Consider the following 22898-nt stretch of genomic DNA (forward strand, 5'->3'; position numbering starts at 1 on the left):
CCCGAGCAACCCATCCACCCGGGTTGCCCGACTTTCATGAAAGTCGGGCAACTCGAGGGCTGGGCCTAGCCCTTGACCGCGCCGCCGAGCCCAGCGCCGCTCAGGAAGAGCCGCTGGAACACGAGGAACAGCACGATCGGGATGAGCGTCGAGATCGCGAGCGCCGCGAGGAACACGTCGAGCTCCGTCTGCGACTGCACCGCGGGCAGGCGCACCGACAGCGGCTGCACGGCGGGGTCCGGCAGCACGAGCAGCGGCCAGAGGAAGTCCTTCCACGCGGCGATCACGGCGAACACCGAGACGACGCCGAGGATCGGCTTCGACATGGGCAGCACGATCGACCAGAACACCCGGAACGGCCCCGCTCCGTCGGTGCGCGCCGCCTCGAACACCTCGCGCGGCAGCCCGTCGAAGAAGCGCTTGACGAGCAGGATGTTGAACGCGTTCGCCGCGGCCGGCAGCCAGACCGCCCAGTAGGTGTTCAGCAGCGAGGTGTCGATGAGCGGCGGATGCAGCACCGTGAGGTACAGCGGCACGAGCAGCACCACGGCGGGCACGAACAGGGTCGCCAGCACGAGCCCGTTCAGGATCGGCGCGTACTTCGGCCGCAGCACCGAGAGCGCGTAGCCCGCGGTCGTCGCGATCAGCAGCTGGAAGAACCAGGAGCCGGCGGCGACCCAGATCGTGTTCAGGAAGTACTGGTCGATGTGGATGTCGTTCCACGCGGTCTCGAGGTTCGCCCAGTCGATCCCGTTCGGCCAGAGCTCGAAGGGATGGCTCAGGGTGTCCTGCGTCGGCGTGACCGCCGCCTTGGCGAGCCAGAGCAGCGGGCCGAGGCCGGCGACGACGAGCCCGACGAAGAGCACGACGTGCACGCCGGCCATCGAGACGCGCACGCCCCGCTTGCGCCGGTCGTGCCCGCTCAGGATGCCGCGGTCGCCGCCGGCGTCCGATGCGTCGCGACGCCGCGTGCCGAGTCCGGCGAGCTTCTGCCGCAGGGCCGTGGAGGGCTGGGCCGAGGAGGGGGCGGGCGCGGTCAATTCGTGCTCCAGCGGTCGGTGAGCTTGAAGTACAGCCAACTGAGCAGTCCGAGGAACACGGCGAGCATCAGGCTGAGCGCCGTGGCCTCGCCGTAGGCGCCGCCGAGACTGTTCTGGAAGGCGTAGCGGTAGATGAGCAGCAGCACCGTCAGGGTCGCGTTGTTCGGTCCGCCGCCCGTGAACAGGTACGGCTCGAGGAACACCTGCGCGGTGCCGATCACCTGCAGGATCAGCATGATGAAGAGGATGCCGCGCAGCTGCGGCAGCGTGACGTGCCAGATCTTGCGCCAGATGCCGGCGCCGTCGACCTCGGCCGCGTCGTAGAGCTCCGGCGGCACCGCGATGAGCGCGGCGAGGTAGATGATGATCGAGCCGCCGGCCGCCGCCCAGGTCGCCTCGATGACGAGCGAGGGCATCGCGGTCGCCGGCGATTGCAGCCAGGGCTGCGGCGGGATGCCGGCCCAGCCGAGGATCGTGTTGAACACGCCGTCGGGGCTCGCGTTGTAGAAGACCTTCCACAGCAGCACGGCGACGACGGGCGGCACGACGACCGGGAGGTAGGCGAGTGCGCTGTAGAGGCCCTTGCCGCGGCGCACCTCGCTCATCAGCACGGCCATGATGATCGGCAGCGGGAAGCCGAAGAGCAGGGCGAGGCCCGCGAAGTACAGGGTGTTCGCGACCGCGGTGCCGAGGTTCGGGTCGGCGAGCACGCGGGCGAAGTTGTCGAGGCCGACCCAGACCGGGTCGCTGATCAGGTTCGTCTTCTGGAAGCTCATGATCACCGAACGGGCGATCGGCCACCAGCTGAAGACCCCGAACACGATGAGCATGGGCGCGAGGAAGGCGAGGTTCCACAGGCCTCCCCCGCGCAGCCAGGTGAGCGGGGTGCGACGGCGGCGGCGCGATGGGGTGCGCGCCGCCGCCTCGGGCGACGGATGCCCCGCGCCGGCCTCGGCCGGGGCATCCGTCTGATCGATCGCGGTGGTGCTCACTGGTCGAGCAGCGCCTGCGCGTCGGTGTCGAGCTGCACGAGCAGCGCGTCGATGTCGGCGTTCCGGTCCGTGAGGACCGCCTGCACGACGTTGTCCATCAGGGCGTAGATCGGCTGGGTCTGGCCCTTGAACTCGCCGACCGGGCTCTGGTCGAAGATGCCCTCGGTGAAGCCGGTCATCTGGTCGAGCGGAACGTTGATGTAGTCCTTGATCCACTCGCGCGACTCGAGGTACGTGTCCTGGTCGAGCACCGGCAGTACGGGGGTGCCGACGGCCTGGTCGCTCGCGGCCAGCGCCTTCGCGTCGGCGACCGCGGCATCCTGGTTCATCAGCTTCTGCATGTAGTACCAGTCGATCCAGGTGACCGCGGCCTTCTTGGTGTCGTCGTCGATCGTGGGCGCCACGACCGCGATGTCGCCGCCGCCGAGCACGCCGCCGCCGTCCTCGACCGGGATGACGGTGAGGCCGTACTTGCCGGAGTCCATGCCGTAGTCGCGCACGAGGGCCGTGTAGACGTCGGAGCCGCTCGTGTACATGCCGATGTTGCCGGCCGCGAACTCCTGGTTGATGCTGCCCCAGTCGAGGTCGAAGTTCGCACCCATCGAGTTGTCTTCCCAGCGCAGGTCGTGCAGGTACTGCAGCGTCGCCTTCGTGGCCGGGTTGTTGATCGTCGAGGTGAAGGTGCCGTCGTCGTTCGCGGTCTGCAGCTGGGCGCCGCGCGAGTCGGCCTGCGCCGACAGCTGCCAGCCGCCGGTGCCGTTGCTCGTCATCGTCGCGTAGCCGGCCTTGCCGGTCTTCTCGGCGATCGTCTTCGCCGCGGCGCGCACCTCGTCCCAGGTGGTCGGCGGCTGGTCGGGGTCGAGGCCGGCCTGCTCGAACAGGTCCCGGTTGTACTGCAGGCCGTTGGCGTAGGCCTGGCGCGGGAAGCCGTAGATCTTGCCGTCGCTGCCGGTGACCTCCTCGAGGAGGATCGGGTTGAACTTGTCGGTGTAACCGAGCTCGTCGATCTCCTTCGTGAGGTCCATGAGCTGGCCGTTCTCGAGCAGCGTCTTGGAGTCGGTGAAGGGCACGGTGAACACGTCCGGCAGGCTGCCGCCCGCCAGCTGGGCCGCGAAGGTCGGAGCGGTCCACTCGTACTCGACGCCGACGATGTCGATGTCGGGGTGCTCCTTCTCGAACTGCTTCTCCTGCTCGGCGAAGGCGTCGTAGGCCGCCTGGTCGGCGCCGGGCGGGAAGGTGGCGACGCGGAGCTCGAGCTTGCCGTCGCCGTCGCTGCCCCCGGAGGAGCAGGCGGCGAGCGCGCCGACCATGGCGAGCGCGGCGATGCCGGCTGCGACGGTGCGTGATGACTTCATTGTCGGTCCTTTCGGTGCTGTGATGCGGAGGGGTGCGGATGGTGCGTGGTGCGGATGGTGCGTGGTGGTGCAGGCGGATGGTGCGGGTCAGGGCGCCGTCGCCCCGGCCGGCGGCGCGGTGCGCAGCCAGGCGGTGGCGTCGGCGGCGAGCCGGCCCCCGTCGAGCGGGGCGCTCGCGAGGAGGATCGACTCGTGCGGCGGCAGCTCGATGGGAGCCGGGCCGAGGTTCGTGATGCTGAGGAATCCGTCGCCGCGGCGGAAGGCGATCGCTTCGGGACCTGCGTCGGCCCACTCGAGCGCGCTGCGGTGCAGCGCGGGCTCCGCGCGACGGATGCCGAGGGCCCGCCGGTACAGCGCGAGCATGGAGGCCGGGTCCGCCTCCTGCGCTTCGACGGTGAGGCCGGACCAGTCGGCCGGCTGGGGCAGCCAGGGGCCCGCCGTGGCGCTCGCCGGGCTGAAGCCGAACGGCTCGGCGAGCCCGCGCCAGGGCAGCGGCACCCGGCAGCCGTCGCGGCCGGGGTCGATACCGCCGGAGCGGAAGTGCATGGGGTCCTGCAGCACGGCGACGGGCAGGTCCGCCTCGGGCAGGCCGAGCTCGTCGCCCTGGTACAGGTAGAGGGAGCCGGGCAGGGCGGCCGTGAGCAGGGCGGCGGCGCGGGCGCGGCGGGTGCCGAGCTCGCGGTCGCTCGGAGTGCCGAAGCGCTTCTTGCGGAACGCGAAGCTGGAGTCCTCACGGCCGTAGCGCGTGACGGGCCTCGTCACGTCGTGGTTCGACAGCACCCAGGTGCTCGGGGCGCCGACCGGGGCGTGCACGCGCAGCATCAGCTCGATCGACGCGCGCAATTCGGCCGCGTCCCACGGGCGGGTCATGAAGTCGAAGTTGAACGCCGTGTGCATCTCGTCGGGGCGGAGGTACGCCGAGAAGCGCTGCGCGTCGGGCAGCCAGATCTCGCCGACGAGCACGCGGGGGTCGTCGTAGCTCTCGGCGATCCGCCGCCAGGAGCGGTAGAGCTCGTGCAGCTCGTCGCGGTCGATGTGGGGGTGCTCGCCCGGCCCGGGTTCGGCGGGGTAGTCGGGCAGCTCCGGGTGCTTCATGAGCTGCGCGGCGGAATCGATGCGCACGCCGGCGACGCCGCGGTCGAACCAGAACCGCAGGATCTCCTCGTGCTCGCGCCGCACGTCGGGGTGGTTCCAGTTGAGGTCGGGCTGCTCGGGGGTGAAGAGGTGCAGGTACCAGTCGCCCGGGGTGCCGTCGGGGTTGGTGGTGCGCGTCCACGGCTCGCCGGTGAACTCCGATACCCAGTCGTTGGGCTTCTCCGCACCGGCCGGCCCGCGGCCGGGACGGAACCAGAACCGCTCGCGCTCGGGGCTGCCCGGCCCGGCGGCGATGGCCTCCTGGAACCAGGGGTGCTCGTGCGAGACGTGGTTCGGGACGATGTCGATGATGGTGCGGATGCCTCGCGCCGCCGCGTCCTCGATGAGCTGCTCGGCGTCGGCGAGCGTGCCGAAGGCGGGGTGGATGTCGCGGTAGTCGGCGACGTCGTAGCCGCCGTCGGCGAGGGGCGAGGGGTACCAGGGGGTGAACCAGAGCGCGTCGACGCCGAGCTCGGCGAGGTAGTCGAGCCGGCTGCGCACCCCCTGCAGGTCGCCGACACCGTCGCCGTTCGAGTCGGCGAAGCTGCGCACGTACACCTGGTAGATGACGGCGCTGCGCCACCAGTCGGCGTCGGCGGCGGGGGCGGCCGAGCCGGTGGTGGCGGCGGTGAGTGGCATGGTCACGCGGTGGTGCTCCTCGTCGTTCGGCGCGCCGTCGCGTCTGACGACGGCGTCTTGCCGGTCAACGTAATGAGAGCAACAGGATGATGCAACTATTCAACAAATCGACAAAATGTTCCGACGACTTGCGTGAAATTGCGTCAGCCGCTTGCGCCACCCGCGCAAGCGGCTGCCACCCGACCCAGCACCCGACTTGCCCGACTTTCATGAAAGTCGGGCAAGTCGAGAGGGGGGTCGCGCAGGGTTGCCCGACTTTCATGAAAGTCGGGCAACCCTGAATCAGGCGGGGGCGGGGCCCGTCGAGCCGCGGACGACGAGCTCGGGCGCGAACAGCACCTCGTCGCCGATGGCGCGCTCGCTCGTCATCTGCCGCAGCAGCAGCTCGATGACCATCTTGCCCATCGCCTCGATCGGCTGGCGCACGGTCGTGAGCGGCGGCTCGGTGCAGTTCATCAGGGCGGAGTCGTCGTAGCCGATCACCGACACGTCCTCCGGCACGCGCAAGCCCGCCCGCCGCACGGCGCGCACCGCGCCGAGCGCCATCGGGTCGCTCGCGCAGACGATCGCCGTGACCCCCGCCCGCAGCAGCTTCGCAGCGGCCGCCTGCCCCGACTCGAGCGAGTACAGCGAATGCACCACGAGTTCGTCGTCGAGGGCGAGGCCGTGCCGCTCCGCCATCCGCCTGGCCGCGGCCAGCTTGCGCCTGGACGGCACGTGGTCGCGCGGCCCGAGCAGGATGCCGATGCGGCGGTGCCCGAGCTGCACGAGGTGCCCGTAGCCCTGCTCGATCGACATGGCGTCGTCGCACGACACGGTCGCGAAGCCGAGGCCGTCGACCGGGGCGTTCAGCAGCACCGTGGGCAGCTTCAGCTCGACGAGTCGCTCGTAGTGCTCGTGCGAGGCGTCGCCCTGCGAGTACGCGCCGCCGGCGAAGACGACCCCCGAGACCTGCTGGTGCAGCAGCAGCTCGACGTAGTCCGACTCGGACACGCCGCCCGCGCTCTGGATGCAGAGCACGGGGGTGAAGCCGTTCTGCGCGAGGCCGCCGCCGATCGACTCGGCGAGCGCGGGGAAGATCGGGTTCTGCAGCTCGGGCATGACCAGCCCGACAAGGCGGGCCCGTTCGCCGCGGAGCTTCGTCGGCCGTTCGTAGCCCAGCACGTCGAGCGCGGTGAGGACGGCGTCCCGGGTGGAAGCGGACACCCCGGGCTTGCCGTTCAGCACCCGGCTCACCGTGGCCTCGCTCACGCCGACCTTGCGTGCGACATCCGCCAGTCGTCTCGACATGCGAGCAATGGTATGCGAAGACCGCGCAAGAACTCGACGAACCGCGCCTGGGCGGGAACCACCGGCCCGCGTAGGCTTGGCGCATGGGCAAACTGGTCTACGGCGCCTCGCTGCGCGAGTTCGACATCGACGACCGGACGCTCGCCCACCTGCGGGTCGCCATCCTGAACAAGCTGCGACGCTCCGAGTCGTTCGCGTTCACCTGGGAGCACGGCGTCGACCGCGGATCGGGGCGCACGACGGTCTGGCTGAACGAATCCATCCCGGTGCAGTTCGTGTTCAGCGGCAACCGTCCGCCGAAGCTCAACCGGCTCTGGGTCGAGCAGCTGCTGCTCTCGGCGAACAGCGCGGGCGGCCTGCAGCACGTGCTGGAACCCGACGAGACCGAGCCGTTCGACGCCGAATAGCCTCCGGGCCGGCCGCGTCCGAGCCGCTCCCCCGCCGAATCGCGGGGACTCCGCTCAGTCGACGGCTTCGATCTGGGTGCGCACGTAGTCGCGCTCGTGCGCCTCGAGCCGCACGGGAGGTTCCGCATCGGGACGCCCGCTGCGCGCCGCGATGACGACGATCTCGGCGATCGCCTCCTCGTCGAGCTCGGCCTCGAGGTCGCGGAGCACCCGGTGCTTCGCCTCGATCGAGAGGTGCGGCCACCAGCGTTCGATCTCGATCCGCGCCACGGTCTCGTCGGCCTGCCGGAGCTCCTCGTCGCGCTCGCTCATTTCGGCGCCTCCTCCTCGTCGTCGCTGTGCTCGATCTCCTGCACGTCGACGCCGACCCGCACCGGCTGGTCGGGGTCGGTCGGGATCGGCCCGGTGTCGAGGTACTCGGGTACGAGTTCGATCCCGCCGGTGCTGTTGGCCGAGCGCATCAGCTCTTCGATCCAGCGCATGCTGAGATCGGGACGCTCGGGCTCGTCGAAGACGAAGCGCAGCGGGATGGACGGATGCATCCACAGGGTGCTGCGCCCGCGCGGCTGCTCGTCGGTGTGCCGCCAGGAGAAGGTGAAGCTCTCGTTGCGACGCAGCTTCGTCGTGATCGCCACCTTCAGGTGGGTGAGTGCGCGATCCTCGATGCCGATCGGGGTACCGGAGTCGCCGTAGTACAGCGTGCCCATGCGGCCGATGCTACGCCCACCGGGGCGCAGCCGCGAGACGCCTGGACTGTCAACCCCCTGCCGCGCCGCCGCAGCGCGGCCTAGCGTCGAACGGACCGAGGAAAGGAGCACGCCATGCCCGGACGACGGAACGCCTCACTGAAGGACCCCGAGCTGTACGAGAAGCTCCGCGACGACGGCGCCTCCAAGGAGAAGGCCGCGCGCGTCTCGAACGCGGCGGCGAAGCAGGGTCGCAGCGCCATCGGCCGCAAGGGCGGATCGCACGGCGACTACGAGGACTGGACGGTTCCCGAGCTGAAGAAGCGCGCGAAGGAACTGGGCCTCTCGGGCTACAGCGGCAAGCGCAAGTCCGAGCTCATCTCGGCGCTGCGGAACCACTGAGGCCGAGCGCGCAGCCACCGCCGCAGGCCGCGGCTCACCCGCCCTCCCGACGCACGCCGGCCGGGTCGAGGTCGGGCCGGAGGCCGCGCCAGCGCGCGTGCCGCACGACCCCCGTGCGGGTCCACGAGCCGAATTCGATCTCGCCGACGAGTTCGGGCGCGAGCCACACCGCGTCGGCGGCGTCCGCGGCCGGCACTTCGACGAAGGGCGAGGTCTCGCGCTCCAGCTCGCGGAAGCGGGCGAGCAGCCGGTCGAGCTCGCGCTCGCGGAAGCCGCTGCCGACCCGGCCGACGTACTCGAGCCCCCGTTCGCCGGGCAGCCCGAGCAGCAGTGAGCGGATCCGCCCGGTGCGCGTGCCGACGCCGCGCCGGTAGCCGCCGATCACCACCTCCTGCGTGCGCGCGAGCTTCAGCTTCAGCCAGTCGTCGCTGCGCTCCCCGGCCCGGTACGGCGAGTCCCGCCGCTTCGCCATGATCCCTTCGAGGCCGAGCCGTTCGGCCTCGGCGAGCGCGGTCTCGACCGAGCCCTCCGCGGGGGCCGGCACCTCGACCGGCACGCCGGTGCCCGGCCGCAGCAGCCGCTCCAGCCGTTCGCGCCGGCGCAGATACGGCTCGTCGACCGTCGGCGAACCGGCGAGCTCGAGCACGTCGAAGAGCAGCAGCCGCACCGGGATGCGCGGTGCCGTCTTCGCGATCTCGCGCGGGTCGGCGAGGTTCATCCGGTGCTGCAGCAGACCGAAGTCGGGGCGGCCGTCCTCGTCGAGCGCGACGATCTCGCCGTCGACGACGGCGTCGGCCCGCAGCGCTGAGGCGAGCCCGCCGAGCTCGGGGTAGACGTCGGTGACGTCCCGCCCCGTGCGGCTCGCGAGGCGGGTCGCGCCGTCCTCGACGCGGGCGAGCACGCGGATGCCGTCCCACTTCCACTCGAGCGCACGGTCCTCGCCCGCGAGGCCGGGCGCCCCCGCGACGGCGAGCATGGGCGCGTACGGGATGCGCGGCGGCCGGGCCGCGGCCGTGCGCGGTGCGGGCGCGGCGGCCGGCTGCGCCGGGGCGAGCGGGGACGCGGATGCCTCGGCCGGAGCGGGGATGGCGGATGCCTCCGGCGCGGCGGCCGGCGCCGCGTGCCGCTGCCCGGCGCGCTGCTCCTTCATGCGGTGCAGCAGCCAGCTGCTCTTCTCGCCGTCCCCGTCGGTTCGGATGAGGGCGAGCCGCACCCGCCCGAGCGGACCGCCGACGCGCCCCTCGAGGGTGAAGATGAGCTCGTCGTCGCGCCACTTCTCGACCTCGTACTCGCCGGTGTCCCACACCGTCATGGTGCCCGCGCCGTACTCGCCGGCGGGGATGGTGCCCTCGAAGTCGAGGTACTCGAGCGGATGGTCCTCGGTCTGCACGGCGAGGTGGTTCACGCCGGTCGTCTCCGGCACGCCCTTCGGCACCGCCCAGCTCCGCAGCACCCCATCGCGCTCGAGCCGCAGGTCGAAGTGCAGCCGCCGGGCGTGGTGCTCCTGGATCGTGAATCGGCGGCCCGAGGCATCCGTCGCGCCCGAGGCATCCGCACCCGCCGTCTCGATGCGCTCGTGCGCCGCCGGGATCGGCTCGGGCGTCGCGCCGACCGTGCGCTTGGCGCGGTACGCGTCGAGCGCGTCGACGCCGGGCGACGCCGCGCGCCCCAGGCGCGCCATCGGATCGCCGCCCGCGGCGACCCGGGCGAGCACCTCGTGGAACTCCAGCTGGGCGAAGCCCGGCTCGTCGAGCTCGGCCCACTCCCGCGGTGCCGCGACGGAGGGGCGCAGCCGCCCGCGCAGGGAGTACGGCGCGATCGTCGTCTTCTTGCCGTTGTTCTGGCTCCAGTCGATGAGCACCTTGCCCGTGCGCAGCGCCTTGCGCATGCTCGACACGATGAGCTCGGGGTGGTCGGCCTCGAGGGCGCGCGCCAGCTCGTGGGCGACGTCCGACACCTGCTCGGAGCTCTGCGAGCCGTCGAGCCCCGCGTAGAGGTGCAGACCCTTGCTGCCGCTCGTGACGGGCACCGCCTCGAGGCCCATGCCGCCGATGACGTCGCGCACGAGCCGGGCCACCTCCGCGCACTCGGCGAGGCCGACGCCCTCCCCCGGGTCGAAGTCGAAGACCATCCGGTCGGGGTTCGCGGCGGAGCCGTCCGGCGCGAAGCGCCACTGCGGCACGTGCAGCTCGAGCGCGGCCTGCTGCGCCATCCAGACGAGGCTCGCCCGGTCGCCCGCGATCGGGTACGTCTTGGGTCCGTCGGAGTGCTGGATGACCCCGCGGCGCAGCCACTCCGGCGCGTGCTCGGCGAGGTTCTTCTCGAAGAACGGCGTTTCCGGGTGCTCGGCGGTGCCGACGCCGTGCACCCAGCGCTTGCGGGTGACCGGCCGCCCGGCGACGTGCGGCACCATGACGGCGGCGATCTCGGCGTAGTACGAGATCACCTCGCCCTTCGTCGTGCCCGTCTCGGGGTACATGACCTTGTCGAGGTTCGTCAGCCGCAGCCGTCGACCGTCGACCTCGACGAGCTGGCGCTCCGCATCCGCCATGCCCCCATCCTGCCCGTTCGCGCACCGGGGAGGCGAGGGCTTGCGCGCAAGGGGGTTCCGGTGCGGCATCCCGGGGTGTTCACTGGGGGTATGCGAGCCGTCTGGAAAGGGGCGGTCACGTTCGGCCTCGTGAACGTGCCCGTGAAGCTGTACAGCGCGACCGAGGACCACGACGTGAGCCTGCACCAGGTGCACGACGAGGACGGCGGCCGCATCAGGTACCAGCGCAAGTGCGAGGTCTGCGGCAAGGTCGTCGCCTACCAGGACATCGACAAGGCGTACGACGACGGCGAGCGCACCGTCGTGATCACCGACGCCGACCTCAAGGCGCTGCCCGCCGAGCGCAGCCGCGAGATCGAGGTCGTCGAGTTCGTGCCGAGCGAGCAGATCGATCCGATCATGTTCGACCGCTCGTACTACCTCGAGCCCGACTCGGCGTCGAGCAAGGCGTACGTGCTGCTGCGCGAGACCCTGGAGTCCACCGACCGCACCGCGATCGTGCGCCTCGCGCTGCGGCAGAAGACGCGGCTCGCGGCGCTCCGCGTGCACGACGACGTGCTCGTCGTGCAGACCCTGCTCTGGGCGGACGAGGTGCGCGAGGCCGCGTTCCCCGCGCTCGACGAGAAGGTGAGGATCAACGACAAGGAGCTCGCGCTCTCGAAGCAGCTCGTCGAGAGCCTCGTCGCCGACTTCGATCCGACGCAGTACGTCGACGAGTACCAGCAGGAGCTGCGCACCCTCATCGAGGCGAAGCTCGAGCAGGGCGACGCCCTCGACACGGCGGCCACCTTCGGCGAGGAGCCCGAGGAGGAGGGCGCCGAGGTCATCGACCTGATGGAGGCGCTGCGCCGCTCGATCTCCGCCAAGCGGGGCGGCGGCGAGGCGGATGCCTCGGACGACGCGGATGGCGAGGCCGAAGGGGATGCCGCGCCGAAGAAGGGGACGGCGAAGAAGCCCGCCACGAAGAAGGCCGCCGCGAAGGCTCCCGCCAAGAAGAAGGCGGCCTCCTAAGCGGACTACCCGTGACGGCGTGGACGCGGTCTCACCAGCACCGCTGCCACCACACGTACGTCGGTCTTCTCACCCCAACAGCCCTCGCCGAAGTCCCGGAATCCTGCGACCAGAACGTTCACTATTGAACAGAACGTCCAGATGTCGGGCGAACGGATGACTTGCTCCGCCTCGGATCCCCAAGAAGGCTAGAGAGCACGATCGATCACAAGTGAGACGTGCCACACGTGGACTCCGAAGCTCGGGACTTGAGCGGCTGAGAAGAGGCGGAGCACCGATGCAACTGGACATGAAGCTCCCCACTGCCGCCGCGTTGAGCGTCGCCGTCGTTCTCGGACTGGCGGGATGCTTCTCTGATGCTCAGAGCAGGGCACAGATCGATTTGGTCGAAGCGTTCGTCGATCGGCCGGCAGATCCTGACTGGCCCTACCTTGATGCGGTTGATGTCACCGCATCAACCTGCACGGGCAATGTCACCTGTCAGCAGGCGGTTCAGAGCGACTACGTGACGGTACTCAAGTTTGCGAGCGTTGACGACGCGTACGAATATGCGGCGGCTCTCGGCGGAGATGGCGTGCAAATTGACCCGCTCGTGATTGGCTTTCGCGACGACACGCTCACAACGGAGCAGAGGTTGGCGATCATCCAAAGTGTGTCTGGCATCAACGCCAGCAGCCCTGACTGATGCGCTCACGTTCACGCAGCACGCGTTCCCAAGTCCACGGGCACCACACCGACCGCATCGCCTCCGAGCGCCGCAGGCCCGCCCTACGCCGCGGCCTCCCAACTGGGCCGGGGCACCGAGTCCACGAGCAGGCGCGTGTAGGGGTGCTCCGGTTCTCGGAGCAGCCGCTCGCTCGGCCCCTGCTCGACGATCTCGCCGCGACGCATCACGACGGCGCGCTCGCACACCCGGCGCACGACGCCGAGGTCGTGGCTGATGAAGAGCACCGTGAGGCCCCGCTGCGCGCGGAGCTGGGCGACGAGGTCGAGCACCTGCGCCTGCACCGAGACGTCGAGCGCGCTCGTCGCCTCGTCCATGACGAGCAGCTCGGGCTCGATCGCGAGCGCCCGGGCGATGGCGACGCGCTGGCGCTGCCCGCCCGAGAGCGTCTTCGGCCGCGCGGCGAGGTGGCGCTCGCCGAGCCCCACCGCCTCGAGCAGCTCGAGGGCCCGCGCCTCGGCGGCGACGCGGTCGAGGCCGCCGTGCAGCCGCAGCACGTCCTGGATGGCGCGCCCCGCCGGGATGCGCGGATCGAGCGAGAGGTAGGGATCCTGGAACACCATCTGCACGCTCTTCGCGTGCGCGATCCGCTCGGCGCGGCTGCGCGGGGCGGTGCTGCGTTCGCGGCCGGCGATGCGCACCTCGCCGCGATCGGGCTGCTCGAGCCCGACGATCATGCGGGCGAGCGTCGACTTGCCCGAGCCGGACTCGCCGACCACGCCGAGCGATCCGCCGCGCGGGATCTCGAGCTCCGCCTCGACGACGGCGTGCACCGGGGGCCGCCCGCGCAGCTGGTACTGCTTGTCGAGCCCGCGCACCTCGAGCATCGGCCCGGCGGGGGCCGAGGCATCCGCTTCGGCCTCGCCGTCCAGGCTGCGCACTGCGATGCTCGGCGTCGCCTCGATGAGCCGGCGCGTGTAGTCCGCCTCGGGCGCCGTGAAGACGCGGCGGGCGTCGCCCGACTCCTCGACGCGGCCGCGGCTCATCACGACGACCCGGTCGCAGAGCGAGGCCGCGAGGTTCAGGTCGTGAGTGATGAAGAGCATGCCCATGCCGCGCCGTTCGCGGAGCTCCACGAGCACGCGCACGATCTCCGCCTGCGTCGTGACATCGAGCGCCGTCGTCGGCTCGTCGCAGATCAGCAGCTTCGGCGAGCTCGTGAGCGCGCCGGCGATCATGACGCGCTGCAGCATGCCGCCCGAGAACTCGTGCGGGTACTGGCCGAAGTGCTCCTCGGGGCGCGGCAGCTGCACGTCGGCGAGGAGCTCGATCGCCCTGGCTCGCGCCTCGGCGGCGGACTTGCCCTCGCAGCGGCGCAGCGTCTCGGTCAGGTGGTCGCCGATGGTGCGCATCGGGTTGATGCCGGCACGCGGGTCCTGGAAGATCATGGCGGCCGCGTGGCGGCGGAGGTCCAGGATGTCGCGGGCCGGCGCGCCGATCACCTCGCGCCCGTCGAGCCGCACGCGGCCGCCGAGGCGAGATCGCTCGGGCACGAGGCCGAGCACGGTGCGCGCGGTCAGCGACTTGCCCGAGCCGGACTCGCCGACGAGGCCGACGGTCTCGCCGGGCGCGACCGACAGCGAGATGCCTTCGAGCAGGCGCGTGCCGTCGTGCAGTTCGAGCGTGAGCCCGTCGATGTCGAGCAGCCGGCTCATGCGGGCACCCCTCCTCCGATGCGGTCGGAGAGCTCTTCCCCGATGATGTTCACGGCCACGACGACGAGCACCACGGCGACGGCCGGCACGATCGCGGGCAGGAAGTAGCCGCCGGCGACGCCGGACTGCGCCTCGTTGATCATCGCGCCCCAGTCGGGCGTCGGCGGTTGCACGCCGAGGCCGAGGAACGAGAGCCCGGCGAGCTCCGCGAGCACGTAGCCGAAGTTCAGCGTCGACTGCGCGCCGACGATCGGCGTGACGTTCGGGAGGACCCGCCGGAACGCGATCCACGCGCCGCCGAAGCCCTGCACCCGGTACGCCGCGACGTACGGCCGGGTGCGCTCGGCCTTCACCAGGGCTCGGGTGAGCCGGGCCACGAAGGGCGCGTACGCGATGCTCATCGCGATCACCGGCGCCACGAGGCCCTTGCCGAACAGCGCGACCGCCATGATCGCGAGCAGCAGCGAGGGGAAGGCGAACAGCACGTCGAAGACGCGGCCGAGCACGGCGTCGATCCACCCGCCGCGCCAGCCCGCGAGGAGCCCGAGCAGCATGCCGATGATCGTCGAGCCGATGACGACGAGGAGCGGCCCGAGCAGGGCGGTCCTCGCGCCGAAGACGAGCCGGCTCAGCAGATCGCGGCCGAGGCCGTCCGTGCCGAGCCAGTGCGCCGCGCTCGGCCCGGCGTTCACGGCGGTGAAGTCGACCGCGTCGGGCGGGTAGGGCGCGACGAAGGGGGCGAAGACGGCGGCGAGCGTCATCACCGCGACGACGCCGCAGGCGATCGCGAAGACGAGGCTCGTGCGGTGGGCGCGGGGCGCGCGCAGCACCTTCACGGCGAGGGTGGGGGTCGGGGTCGTCATCTGGCACTGGCTCCTGCGGCGGATCGGGGGTCGATCCAGGGTTCGGTGAGGTCGACGATCGCGTTCACGACGACGAAGGCGGTGACGACGAGCATCACGATCGCCTGCACGACCGGGAAGTCGAGGCGGTCGACCGACTGCACGAGCAGCGAGCCGATGCCGGCGAGGCCGAAGGCGGCCTCGACGATCGTGGAGGCGACGAGGAGGCCCGCGACGAGCACGCCGCTGACCGTGAGGATCGGGCCGAGCGCGTTGCGGAACACGTGCCGGCGGATCACCGTGGCGCGCTTCAGCCCGCGGCTGGTGGCCACCTCGACGTGCTCGCGGCCGAGCTGCTCGACCATCGAGGAGCGGGTGACCTTGCCGACGAGCACGACGAAGACGATCGCGAGCGCGATCGACGGCAGCACGAGGTGGTACACCATGTCGCCGAAGCCCTGGCCGGAGCCGAAGGTCGGGAACCAGCCGAGCTGCACGGCGAAGATCGCGATGAGCACGATCGATCCGACGAAGGAGGGGATGGCGCTCAGCACCGTCAGCCCGACGAGGGTCAGCCGATCGAGCGGACGGCCCCGGTTCAGCGCCGCGACGACGCCGGCGGAGAGCCCGACGATCGCGATCAGGATGCCGGACATGACGACGAGCATGAGCGTGACGGGCAGGCGCTCGCCGATCACGGTCGAGACGTCCTGACGGTACTGCAGGGAACGGCCGAAGTCGCCCGTGAGCGCGCCGCCCAGCCAGTTCAGGTACTGCTGCCAGGGCGGCAGGTCGAGGCCGTACTGCGCGGTCACCTGCGCGATCGCCTCGGGGCTCGGCTTGCGGCCGCGGAGGAGGAAGCTCACCGGGTCGCCCGGCACGAGGAAGCGCGAGAAGAACACCAGCAGCGAGGCGAGGAAGAGGGTGAGCGCGAGCCCGCCGAGCTTGCCGGCGACCCGACGCACCCCGGCGGCCGACCACCGCCCGCGGCGGGGCGCCTCGGCCGCCGCCTCGCGGGCGGCGACCGAGACGGTGCGGCTATCGAGCGCCAATGGTGGCCGCCCAGGGGAAGTAGAGGAACGCGATCGAGGGCGCGACCCCGGTGATCCGCTCGCCGACGAAAACCGGCATCGGCCCGGCGAAGAGCGGCAGCCAGGGCAGCTCCTCGTTCGCGATGTGCTGCAGACGGCTCGTGAGCTTCGCCCGCTCCTCCGGGTCCATGGTGCCGACCGCTTGCGTCGCGAGCTCGTCGAACTCGGGGTTCGACCAGTTGCCGTAATTGCTGAACTCGCCGGTGCGGAGCACGGCGTACATCTCCAGCGGGTCGGGGCTCGACAGGTACCAGACCGTGTAGAAGAGGTCGACGCCCTCGCGCGCGCTCGGGTCGGAGAAGAGCGCCGTGTACGCGTTCGGCGTGACCGTCTTGATCTCCGCCTCGAGGCCGATCGACTGCGCCGCGGCGGCCGTCGCCTGCGAGACGACGTTGAAGTCGTTGCCGATCGGGGCGGTGGCGAAGACGATCTTCTGCCCGGCGGCGCCCGCCTCCTCGACGAGGGCCTTGGCCTGCTCGAGGTCGTTCGGGTACCCCTCGAGGCCCGAGAAGGCCTCGTCGCGGGTGGCTTCGGACGCCTCGCCCCAGACCGACTCCTGCGTCAGGGCGTTCGACACCTCGCCGTAGCCCTTCGCCGCGGCATCCAGGATGCCCTGCCGGTCGAGCGCGAACATGAGCGCCTTGCGCACCCGCAGGTCGCCGAGCGGCCCGTCGAGGTTCGAGACGATGAGGTTCGACGTCGCGGTGCTGAGCCCGAAGTAGACGTCGCCGGCGCCCGAAGCCTGCAGCTGCGGGATGCCGTCGACGGGGAGCATCCAGCTGCCGTCGACGTCGCCCGACTTCAGCGCGTTGATGCGGGCGGTCGCGTCGTTCATGAAGACGAAGCGCACCTCGCCCGACTTCGCGCGGAGCGACTCGTCCCAGTAGCCGTCGAAGCGGGTGAGCGTGATCGACTCCCCCGACTTCCACTCGCTGAGCTCGAACGGCCCGGTGCAGTTCACGAGTCCGGTGGAGTTGCCGTAGTCGGTGCCGTCGGCGGCGAGCGTGGCCGCCGACTCGACGACGCCGGCCGAGCCGCCGAGGCCGAGGTTGAACTGGGAGTCGGGGATCGTCGTGGTGACCGTCACCTGGCGGTCGCCGATCTGCTCAATGCTCGCGACGTTCTGGTAGACGGAGTACCAGGAGGAGCCGACGGCCGGGTCGAGGTGCCGGCTCATCGAGGCCACGACGTCGGCCGCGGTGAGCGGCGTGCCGTCGTGGAAGCTGACGCCGTCGCGGATCGTGTAGACCCAGGTGGTCGGGCTCGTCTGCTCGTACGCCTCGGCGAGCCCGGGGCTCAGCGTGTAGTCGGGGTTCAGCCGCAGCAGCGACTCGCAGACGTTCGAGAGCACCATGTTGTCGGCGTAGTCGAACGCGTAGGCGTAGTCGAGCGAGTAGGGCTCGGCGTAGTTCGCCCAGGTGAACGAGTCGATGTCGCCGGACGGCGCCGGCGTCTCGGTGGTCAGCTCCCAGTCGGGGGCTGCGGTGGGGGCGTCGGATGCCGGTGCGCAGGCGCTGAGCGCGAGCGCGGCGGCCGCGGCGCCGGCGGTCAGCGCGACGATGCGCCGGCCGGTGCGGGGTCGGAGGACTGGCATGGGGGGCTCCTCTGGGTGCTGTGGGTGGACGGATGCGGCGGTGCTGGTGGGTGCGGGGCCGGTGCGTGCGGTGCCGGTCAGCCCGCGTCGGGGGCGGCGTAGACGCGCTCGCCCTCGATCCAGGTCGAGCGGACGGCGGCGCGCTGGAGCTCCTCCGGCGCTAGCCCGAAGGGATCGGGCGCGACGACCACGAGGTTCGCGAGGTATCCCTCGCGCACGTGGCCGGTGTCGTGATCGCGGTGGTTCACGTACGCGCTGCCCGAGGTGTACGCGGCGAACGCGGTCTCGAGCGCGAGGCGCTGGTGGGCACCGCCGAGCGGTTCGGCGTCGAGCCCCGGAGCCACCCGGGTGACCGCGATGTGGATCGCGGCGAGCGGATCGGCGGTGGAGACGGGCCAGTCGCTGCCGGCCGCGAGCCGGGCGCCGTCGCGGACGAGGTCGCCGAAGGGGTACTGCCTGGCCTCGGCGCCGTCCTGCAGGAACGGCAGGGTGAGCTCGTCGATCTGGTCCTCGTGCGTGGCCCAGAGCATCTGCAGGTTCGCGACGGCGTCGAGCTCGGCGAAGCGCGCGGTGTCGGCCTCGTCGACGATCTGCAGGTGGGCGAGGTGGTGGCGGCCGTCGCTCGGGCCGTTCGCCGCCCGGGCCGCGGCGACGGCGTCGAGCGCCTCGCGCACGGCGCGATCGCCGAGGGCGTGGAAGTGCACCTGCACCCCCTCGGCGTCGAGCCGCTCGACGGCCTCGCGGAGCAGCTCGGGGTCGATGAACGAGAGCCCGCGGTTGTCGGTGTCGTGCCCGTGGTGGTCGCGGTAGGGGGCGAGCATCGCGGCGGTCTGGTTCTCGGCGACGCCGTCGACCATCATCTTCACGGTGGCGAGCGAGAGCCGCTCCTCACGGCCGAGCGCCGCGATCTCGTCACGGAGCGCGAGGAGCCCGCCGATCTGCTCGAGGCCGACGTCGCGCCGCCACCACTGCGAGCCGACGACGTGCACCTTCAGCTCGCCGGCGTCGAGGGCGCGGCGGTAGGCGGCGAGCGGGTCGTGCACGCCGCCTCCTTGACCGACCATGGCGTCCTGCCAGCCGGTGATGCCGAGGGCGAGCAGCTCCTCCTGGGCGCGGAGCAGGCCTCGATAGGCGAGGTCCTCGCTCGTCGCGGGCCGCACCTCGGCGAAGAGCTCCATGGCGCCCTCGTGGAAGGTGCCGGCCGGCGATCCGTCGGCCTCGCGCTCGATGCGCCCGTCGACGGGGTCGGGGGTCGCGGCGTCGAGCCCGGCAGCGCGGATGGCTGCGGTGCTCGCCCAGGCGCTGTGGTGGTCGCGGCTCATCAGCAGCACGGGCCGGTCGCCGACCGCGGCGTCGAGGAGACCGCGGGTGGGCGCGCCGCCCGGATAGTGGTCCATCGACCAGCCGCCGCCGAGGATCCAGGGCTCCTCGGGGTTCGCCTCGGCGTAGGCCGCGACGAGCGCGACGGCCTCCTCGGCGTCGGCCGCGGAGCTGAGTTCGCACTGCAGCAGCTCGATGCCGCCGCCGACGGGGTGGATGTGCGCGTCCTGGAAGCCGGGGGCGAGCAGCGCGCCCTCGAGCTCGACGATGCGGGTGCCCGGACCGCGGAGGGCGCCGACCTCGGCGTCGGCGACGACGGCGGTGATGCGGCCGCCGGTGACGGCGACCGTGTGACCTCGGAGCGGGGATCCGGTTCCGGTGAACACGGACCCGCCGGTGAACAGGACGTCGGCAGTCACGTCGCCTCGCTTCCTCATCGAATGGACGAGGCGAGCGTACTCAGCTCGCAACACTGCTGTCAACACTGTTGACAGCATTGCTGCGGGACTTGCTACGCTTCCCGAGCCGCCGCACCGCCCCGGCGTGGCAGCATGGAGGCGACGCGGAGCGAAGGAGCGCCATGACGACAGCCACCGAGACCACGGCTGGCGCGAGCGCGCGCAGCAAGGCCAGGCTCGACCACGACTCGATCGTGGCCGCCGGTCTGGAGCTCGCCGCGGAGACGCGGGCGACCACGCTCTCGGTGCGGGAGCTCGGCGCTCGGCTCGGCGCCGATCCGACGGCGATCTACCGGCACTTCCGCAACAAGGAGGCGCTCATGCAGGCGCTGCTCGACGAGCTCAACGCGCGCTCCGTCGCGGCCGTGCACGCGCCGCTCGACGACTGGCGCGGACGCATCCGTCAGCTCGGCGACGCGACGCTCGAGCTCTTCTGCGCCCACCCGGCCGTCGCCGCCGAAGCGGTGGTGCTCACGACGCACGGCCGCGGCGAGCTCGACGCGATCGAGCTCATGCTCGACGCCTTCGCCCGCGCGGGCCTCGCCGAGGAGGAGCTCGTGCGCCACTACGCCCTGCTCGCCTCGCATGTGCTCTCGACCGCGGCCGGCATCGCGCGCAGCCGCAGCGAACGCGGGGCCAACGACGACGGCACGAGCCCGTGGTTCGACGCGCCGATCCTCGCCGACGCCCGCAGCCACCCGCGCGTCGCCGAGTACGGCACGCGCCTCATCGAGCTGGAGGACCGCGAGCTGTTCCAGCTCGGCATGGACGTCATCATCGCCTCCGCCGAGCGAGCCGCCGCGCGCTGAGCGCGCGTCAGTCCGACGGGGTCGGGCTTCCGGCGAGCCACCGCGCCGGCGCCGCGACCGTCATCTGCTCGATCGCGTCGGCCCCGACCCCCCGCTCGCGCAACAGCTCGACGAAGACGGAGTGGACGAAGCTCAGCCCGTTGCCGCCGTTCGCTCTCCACATCTGCTTCAGGAAGAGATCCTGGGACAAGGTCACCTGCCCGGCATAGCCCGCGGCCACGAGCGCGGCGATCCGATCCGCCGTCTCGTGCGGCGCCGGTGAAGCGCCCTCGCCGGGGAACGCGATGTCCAGCCCGATCATGTCGAACTCCAGGATCGCCCCGCGATCGAGGAGGGAGGTCTGGTAGGCGACGTCCGGCGCCGACGGATCGCTGTGCGCGAGAGCGATCCGGCCGGCGTCGACGCCGAGCTCGTCGACCAGGAGATCGAGCACCTCATGCCCGCGACGCTGCCACCCGGGCAGGTGGATGTTCATGCCGACCTCGGGCCGCTCGGTCTGCGCGATGCCGGCCGCGCGCAACGCGGCGCGTTCGGCCGGGGTGAATCCGGGCGACACCCCGATCTCCCCGATGACGCCGGCACGGATGCCGCGAACGCCGCGGCTCAGTTCGTCGACCATCTCGAGCGCCTGCTGCTCGACGGTCCGGGCCGTGATGCGGACGCCCTCGAGCTTCTCCAGGTACGGGCCGGTCCCCATCACGACGTGCACCCCGGTCGTCCGCGCGAGCTCGGCCAGCCCTTCGGGGTCGCGGCCGATGGCCGGGCTGCCCGTGGCATCGACGATCGTGCGTCCGCCGTGCGCCTGGAACGCCGCCACCTCCGCGACGACCTCCTCGACCGGCTTCGGCCCCAGGTTGTCGGCGCAGCAGTACGGGTCCTGTCGCAGCAAGGACTGCCAGCGCGGCGCCACCCGCTGCCCGACGAGCGCCCTCGTCGCCCGGTAGGCGGCTGGGGCGAGCACCGGGGTGAGATCGTTGAAGAGGTGCTCGTGGGGCAGCACCACTCCCAGATCGGCCGCGGCGACCGGCCCGAGCACGGTCTGCACGACGGCGGGGCGCACCTCAGTCACCGGTGTCCGCCGCTCGAGCTGGTGCCGCGCTGCGGGCGGGGATCATGGCGACGGCGGCGGCCGCGAGGGCCACGAGCGCCCCGATCACGGTCACGAGGTGGAGGCTGCCGCCGTGCGAGGGCACGGCCAGCTCGATCAGGATCGATCCGACGAGCTGGCCCGCCGTCGAGGCGAGGCCGAGCAGGAGCAGGCCGAGCCGGCGCACGAAGAGCGCCATCAACGCGATCGAGAGGAGACCGAGCGGCCCGCCCAGGTACATCCACCAGGTGCTGGGAAGGCTGAAATGCGCGCCCGTCGCACCCATCCGGACCAGGTAGACGGCGCCGAGCGCGACGAAGCCGACGAGGAAGTTCCAGGTGATGGACACGAGCATCGAGCCGGACAGCCGGCCGATCTCCGAGTTGCCCGCGGGCTGCCACCCGGCGAGCAGGCCCCCGACGAAGGGCATGATCGCGAGCGCGATCATGTGCGGCGCCGACCAGCTCGGTGAGACGACGAGCAGGGTCGCCCCGACGGCGAGGAACGCCCCGAGGCCCCGCTGGATCGTGATCGCCTGCTTCACGGGGACGCCGATGCCGAGACGGTCGCAGAGCACGCCCGAGATGACGAGACCGGAGATGAGCGAGGTCTGGAACACGGCGACGCCGAGGAAGCCGACCGTCACCCCCTCCGAGAGCACGATCACCGCGCCGCAGAGCCCGGCGAAGAAGTTCCATCTCGGCAGCTCGCCGCGGCGGAGCTGGCCCGGGAGCGCGAAGAACGCGCGACGTGTCCGTCCGCGGGCGAGCACGACCACGAGCATGAGCGCGAGGCCCGTGCCGAAGGAGATCAGGGCAGCGGCATGGCCGTCGTTCAGGGTCGCGCCGAGCCGCCCGTTGACGAGCGCCTGGAGCGGCCCGAGCATGCCGGCGAAGACCGTCGCCAAGGTGAACAGCGCGACCGATGCCGATCGGGCCGACTGGGCCCGGAGTGCAGACGTCATTGTCATCATCATCCTTCTTTCGTCAGTCTCGCGGACCCGCCGCGGATTCCACCGGCTCTCCCGCCAGCCAGCGGAGCGCGCTGGCGAACAATGGTCCGTAGCCGGGCCAGGACATGAACTCCTCCGGAGCCCAGTGCGGCGAGACGTCCGACATGAACGCCAGCGTGCGACCTGCGCCGACCTCGCGGATCGCGAGCAGCGGGTCGCCATCGATCTCGGCGAGCACGGTGGCATCCGGCTTCGCGACCGCGCGCTGGTACCCGAGCAGGATCGGCCACCGCCGGTCGAGCCCGTCGGTGATGGCATGGGTCCGGACCACGTCGCCGCGGAGCCCCTCCGGCGTCTCGACGCGGTCGTCGTACGGGGAGAGGTCGACGGGCAGCACGTGCTCCACCGCGGTGCGGTGGTAGTTCGCCTTGCCTTCGAAGCCCTGGAAGCTCAGGTAGCCGCCGGCCATCATCAGCCCGCCCCCGTCGTGCACCCAGTCGCGGAGGAGCGTGAGCCGGTTCGGCGTGGGCCGGCCGAGCGAGAAGGTGTCGGGGTGCAGCAGCAACGAGTTCGCGCCGATGTCGGAGAGCAGCACGACGTCGAAGCCCGAGAGTTCGTCGCGCGTCTGCGGGAACCGTTCGGCGACGTCGTGCGAACGGAGGTGGACGACGTCGAGACCCTCGGCCTCGAGTGCGGTCAACAGCCGGGCGCAGCCGATCTGCACCCGGGTGTGCGCGAAGGGGTCGTAGCCCTTGTGATCGATCGTCGCGCTCACCCACGACTCGCCTGCGAGCAGAACCCTCACCATCGTCGCCTCCATGCTTGCTCGTTGCGCACTGTTGCGCAACATGCGCATCAA

General features: G+C 71.5%; 21 protein-coding genes. 5 read left to right on the top strand and 16 right to left on the bottom strand.

Annotated elements, in window-relative coordinates; all coding sequences use genetic code 11:
* Positions 1 to 65: 65 nt before the first annotated feature.
* The 5 genes from MTP13_RS02565 to MTP13_RS02585 form a co-directional block, all read right to left on the bottom strand.
* Positions 66 to 998: a carbohydrate ABC transporter permease gene (locus tag MTP13_RS02565; RefSeq protein WP_243570909.1), complete on the bottom strand. Its 933-nt coding sequence runs from the start codon at positions 996 to 998 to the stop codon at positions 66 to 68.
* 38 nt (positions 999 to 1036) lie between these two features.
* A complete protein-coding gene (locus tag MTP13_RS02570) occupies positions 1037 to 2032 on the bottom strand; it encodes a carbohydrate ABC transporter permease (RefSeq protein ID WP_243569494.1) in 996 nt (331 codons plus the stop codon).
* Complete coding sequence (locus MTP13_RS02575) at positions 2029 to 3387, bottom strand: ABC transporter substrate-binding protein (protein ID WP_243569495.1); 1359 nt, start codon at positions 3385 to 3387, stop codon at positions 2029 to 2031. The genes MTP13_RS02570 and MTP13_RS02575 overlap by 4 nt, the downstream gene beginning before the upstream one ends.
* Before the next feature lie 87 nt (positions 3388 to 3474).
* Positions 3475 to 5160, bottom strand: a complete 1686-nt coding sequence (locus tag MTP13_RS02580; RefSeq protein ID WP_243570910.1) for a glycoside hydrolase family 13 protein — start codon at positions 5158 to 5160, stop codon at positions 3475 to 3477.
* A 282-nt stretch (positions 5161 to 5442) separates the two neighbouring features.
* A complete protein-coding gene (locus MTP13_RS02585) occupies positions 5443 to 6450 on the bottom strand; it encodes a LacI family DNA-binding transcriptional regulator (RefSeq protein ID WP_243569496.1) in 1008 nt (335 codons plus the stop codon).
* 83 nt (positions 6451 to 6533) lie between these two features.
* On the opposite strand from MTP13_RS02585, the gene MTP13_RS02590 reads away from it, so the two are divergent.
* On the top strand, positions 6534 to 6857 hold the full coding sequence (locus MTP13_RS02590) for a DUF7882 family protein (protein ID WP_189085430.1): 324 nt from the start codon (positions 6534 to 6536) through the stop codon (positions 6855 to 6857).
* A gap of 54 nt (positions 6858 to 6911) precedes the next feature.
* On the opposite strand, the gene MTP13_RS02595 is transcribed toward MTP13_RS02590, so the two are convergent.
* Positions 6912 to 7169 carry a hypothetical protein gene (locus tag MTP13_RS02595; protein WP_243569497.1) on the bottom strand — a complete coding sequence of 86 codons (258 nt, stop codon included), beginning with the start codon at positions 7167 to 7169 and terminating at the stop codon, positions 6912 to 6914.
* A complete protein-coding gene (locus MTP13_RS02600) occupies positions 7166 to 7564 on the bottom strand; it encodes a DUF7882 family protein (protein ID WP_243569498.1) in 399 nt (132 codons plus the stop codon). The genes MTP13_RS02595 and MTP13_RS02600 overlap by 4 nt, the downstream gene beginning before the upstream one ends.
* Positions 7565 to 7678: 114 nt before the next feature.
* Between MTP13_RS02600 and MTP13_RS02605 the strand changes: the two genes are divergently transcribed.
* Complete coding sequence (locus MTP13_RS02605; protein WP_243569499.1) at positions 7679 to 7945, top strand: DUF7218 family protein; 267 nt, start codon at positions 7679 to 7681, stop codon at positions 7943 to 7945.
* Between the two features lie 34 nt (positions 7946 to 7979).
* Here the strand turns inward: MTP13_RS02605 and MTP13_RS02610 are convergent, their stop codons facing one another.
* Positions 7980 to 10496, bottom strand: a complete 2517-nt coding sequence (locus MTP13_RS02610) for an ATP-dependent DNA ligase (RefSeq protein WP_243569500.1) — start codon at positions 10494 to 10496, stop codon at positions 7980 to 7982.
* Positions 10497 to 10586: 90 nt separating this feature from the next.
* On the opposite strand from MTP13_RS02610, the gene ku reads away from it, so the two are divergent.
* Both ku and MTP13_RS02620 read left to right on the top strand, forming a co-directional pair.
* Positions 10587 to 11507, top strand: a complete 921-nt coding sequence (gene ku / locus MTP13_RS02615) for a non-homologous end joining protein Ku (RefSeq protein ID WP_243569501.1) — start codon at positions 10587 to 10589, stop codon at positions 11505 to 11507.
* Between the two features lie 277 nt (positions 11508 to 11784).
* Complete coding sequence (locus tag MTP13_RS02620) at positions 11785 to 12192, top strand: hypothetical protein (RefSeq protein WP_243569502.1); 408 nt, start codon at positions 11785 to 11787, stop codon at positions 12190 to 12192.
* An 83-nt stretch (positions 12193 to 12275) separates the two neighbouring features.
* Here the strand turns inward: MTP13_RS02620 and MTP13_RS02625 are convergent, their stop codons facing one another.
* The 5 genes from MTP13_RS02625 to MTP13_RS02645 all read right to left on the bottom strand — a co-directional run bounded on the left by MTP13_RS02625 (position 12276) and on the right by MTP13_RS02645 (position 19152).
* On the bottom strand, positions 12276 to 13886 hold the full coding sequence (locus tag MTP13_RS02625) for a dipeptide ABC transporter ATP-binding protein (protein ID WP_243569503.1): 1611 nt from the start codon (positions 13884 to 13886) through the stop codon (positions 12276 to 12278).
* On the bottom strand, positions 13883 to 14749 hold the full coding sequence (locus MTP13_RS02630; protein WP_243569504.1) for an ABC transporter permease: 867 nt from the start codon (positions 14747 to 14749) through the stop codon (positions 13883 to 13885). Before MTP13_RS02630 ends, MTP13_RS02625 begins: the two co-directional genes overlap by 4 nt.
* Entirely contained in the window at positions 14746 to 15780 is a 1035-nt protein-coding gene (locus MTP13_RS02635) for an ABC transporter permease (RefSeq protein WP_424221839.1), read from the bottom strand. Before MTP13_RS02635 ends, MTP13_RS02630 begins: the two co-directional genes overlap by 4 nt.
* Positions 15767 to 17413, bottom strand: a complete 1647-nt coding sequence (locus tag MTP13_RS02640; RefSeq protein ID WP_243569505.1) for an ABC transporter substrate-binding protein — start codon at positions 17411 to 17413, stop codon at positions 15767 to 15769. Before MTP13_RS02640 ends, MTP13_RS02635 begins: the two co-directional genes overlap by 14 nt.
* Before the next feature lie 77 nt (positions 17414 to 17490).
* Positions 17491 to 19152: an amidohydrolase gene (locus tag MTP13_RS02645; protein WP_243569506.1), complete on the bottom strand. Its 1662-nt coding sequence runs from the start codon at positions 19150 to 19152 to the stop codon at positions 17491 to 17493.
* A 161-nt stretch (positions 19153 to 19313) separates the two neighbouring features.
* On the opposite strand from MTP13_RS02645, the gene MTP13_RS02650 reads away from it, so the two are divergent.
* Positions 19314 to 20000, top strand: a complete 687-nt coding sequence (locus tag MTP13_RS02650) for a TetR/AcrR family transcriptional regulator (RefSeq protein ID WP_243569507.1) — start codon at positions 19314 to 19316, stop codon at positions 19998 to 20000.
* A 7-nt stretch (positions 20001 to 20007) separates the two neighbouring features.
* On the opposite strand, the gene MTP13_RS02655 is transcribed toward MTP13_RS02650, so the two are convergent.
* Genes MTP13_RS02655 through MTP13_RS02665 form a run of 3 tightly spaced genes read right to left on the bottom strand, consistent with a single transcriptional unit; the run spans position 20008 to position 22847 of the window.
* A complete protein-coding gene (locus MTP13_RS02655) occupies positions 20008 to 21069 on the bottom strand; it encodes a phosphotriesterase family protein (protein ID WP_243569508.1) in 1062 nt (353 codons plus the stop codon).
* On the bottom strand, positions 21062 to 22051 hold the full coding sequence (locus tag MTP13_RS02660) for a DMT family transporter (protein ID WP_243569509.1): 990 nt from the start codon (positions 22049 to 22051) through the stop codon (positions 21062 to 21064). The genes MTP13_RS02655 and MTP13_RS02660 overlap by 8 nt, the downstream gene beginning before the upstream one ends.
* Before the next feature lie 22 nt (positions 22052 to 22073).
* Positions 22074 to 22847, bottom strand: coding sequence for a glutamine amidotransferase (locus MTP13_RS02665; RefSeq protein WP_243569510.1), 774 nt, complete (start codon positions 22845 to 22847; stop codon positions 22074 to 22076).
* Positions 22848 to 22898 lie beyond the last annotated feature (51 nt).

The organism is Agromyces soli (genome assembly GCF_022811605.1).
GTDB lineage: Bacteria > Actinomycetota > Actinomycetes > Actinomycetales > Microbacteriaceae > Agromyces > Agromyces soli.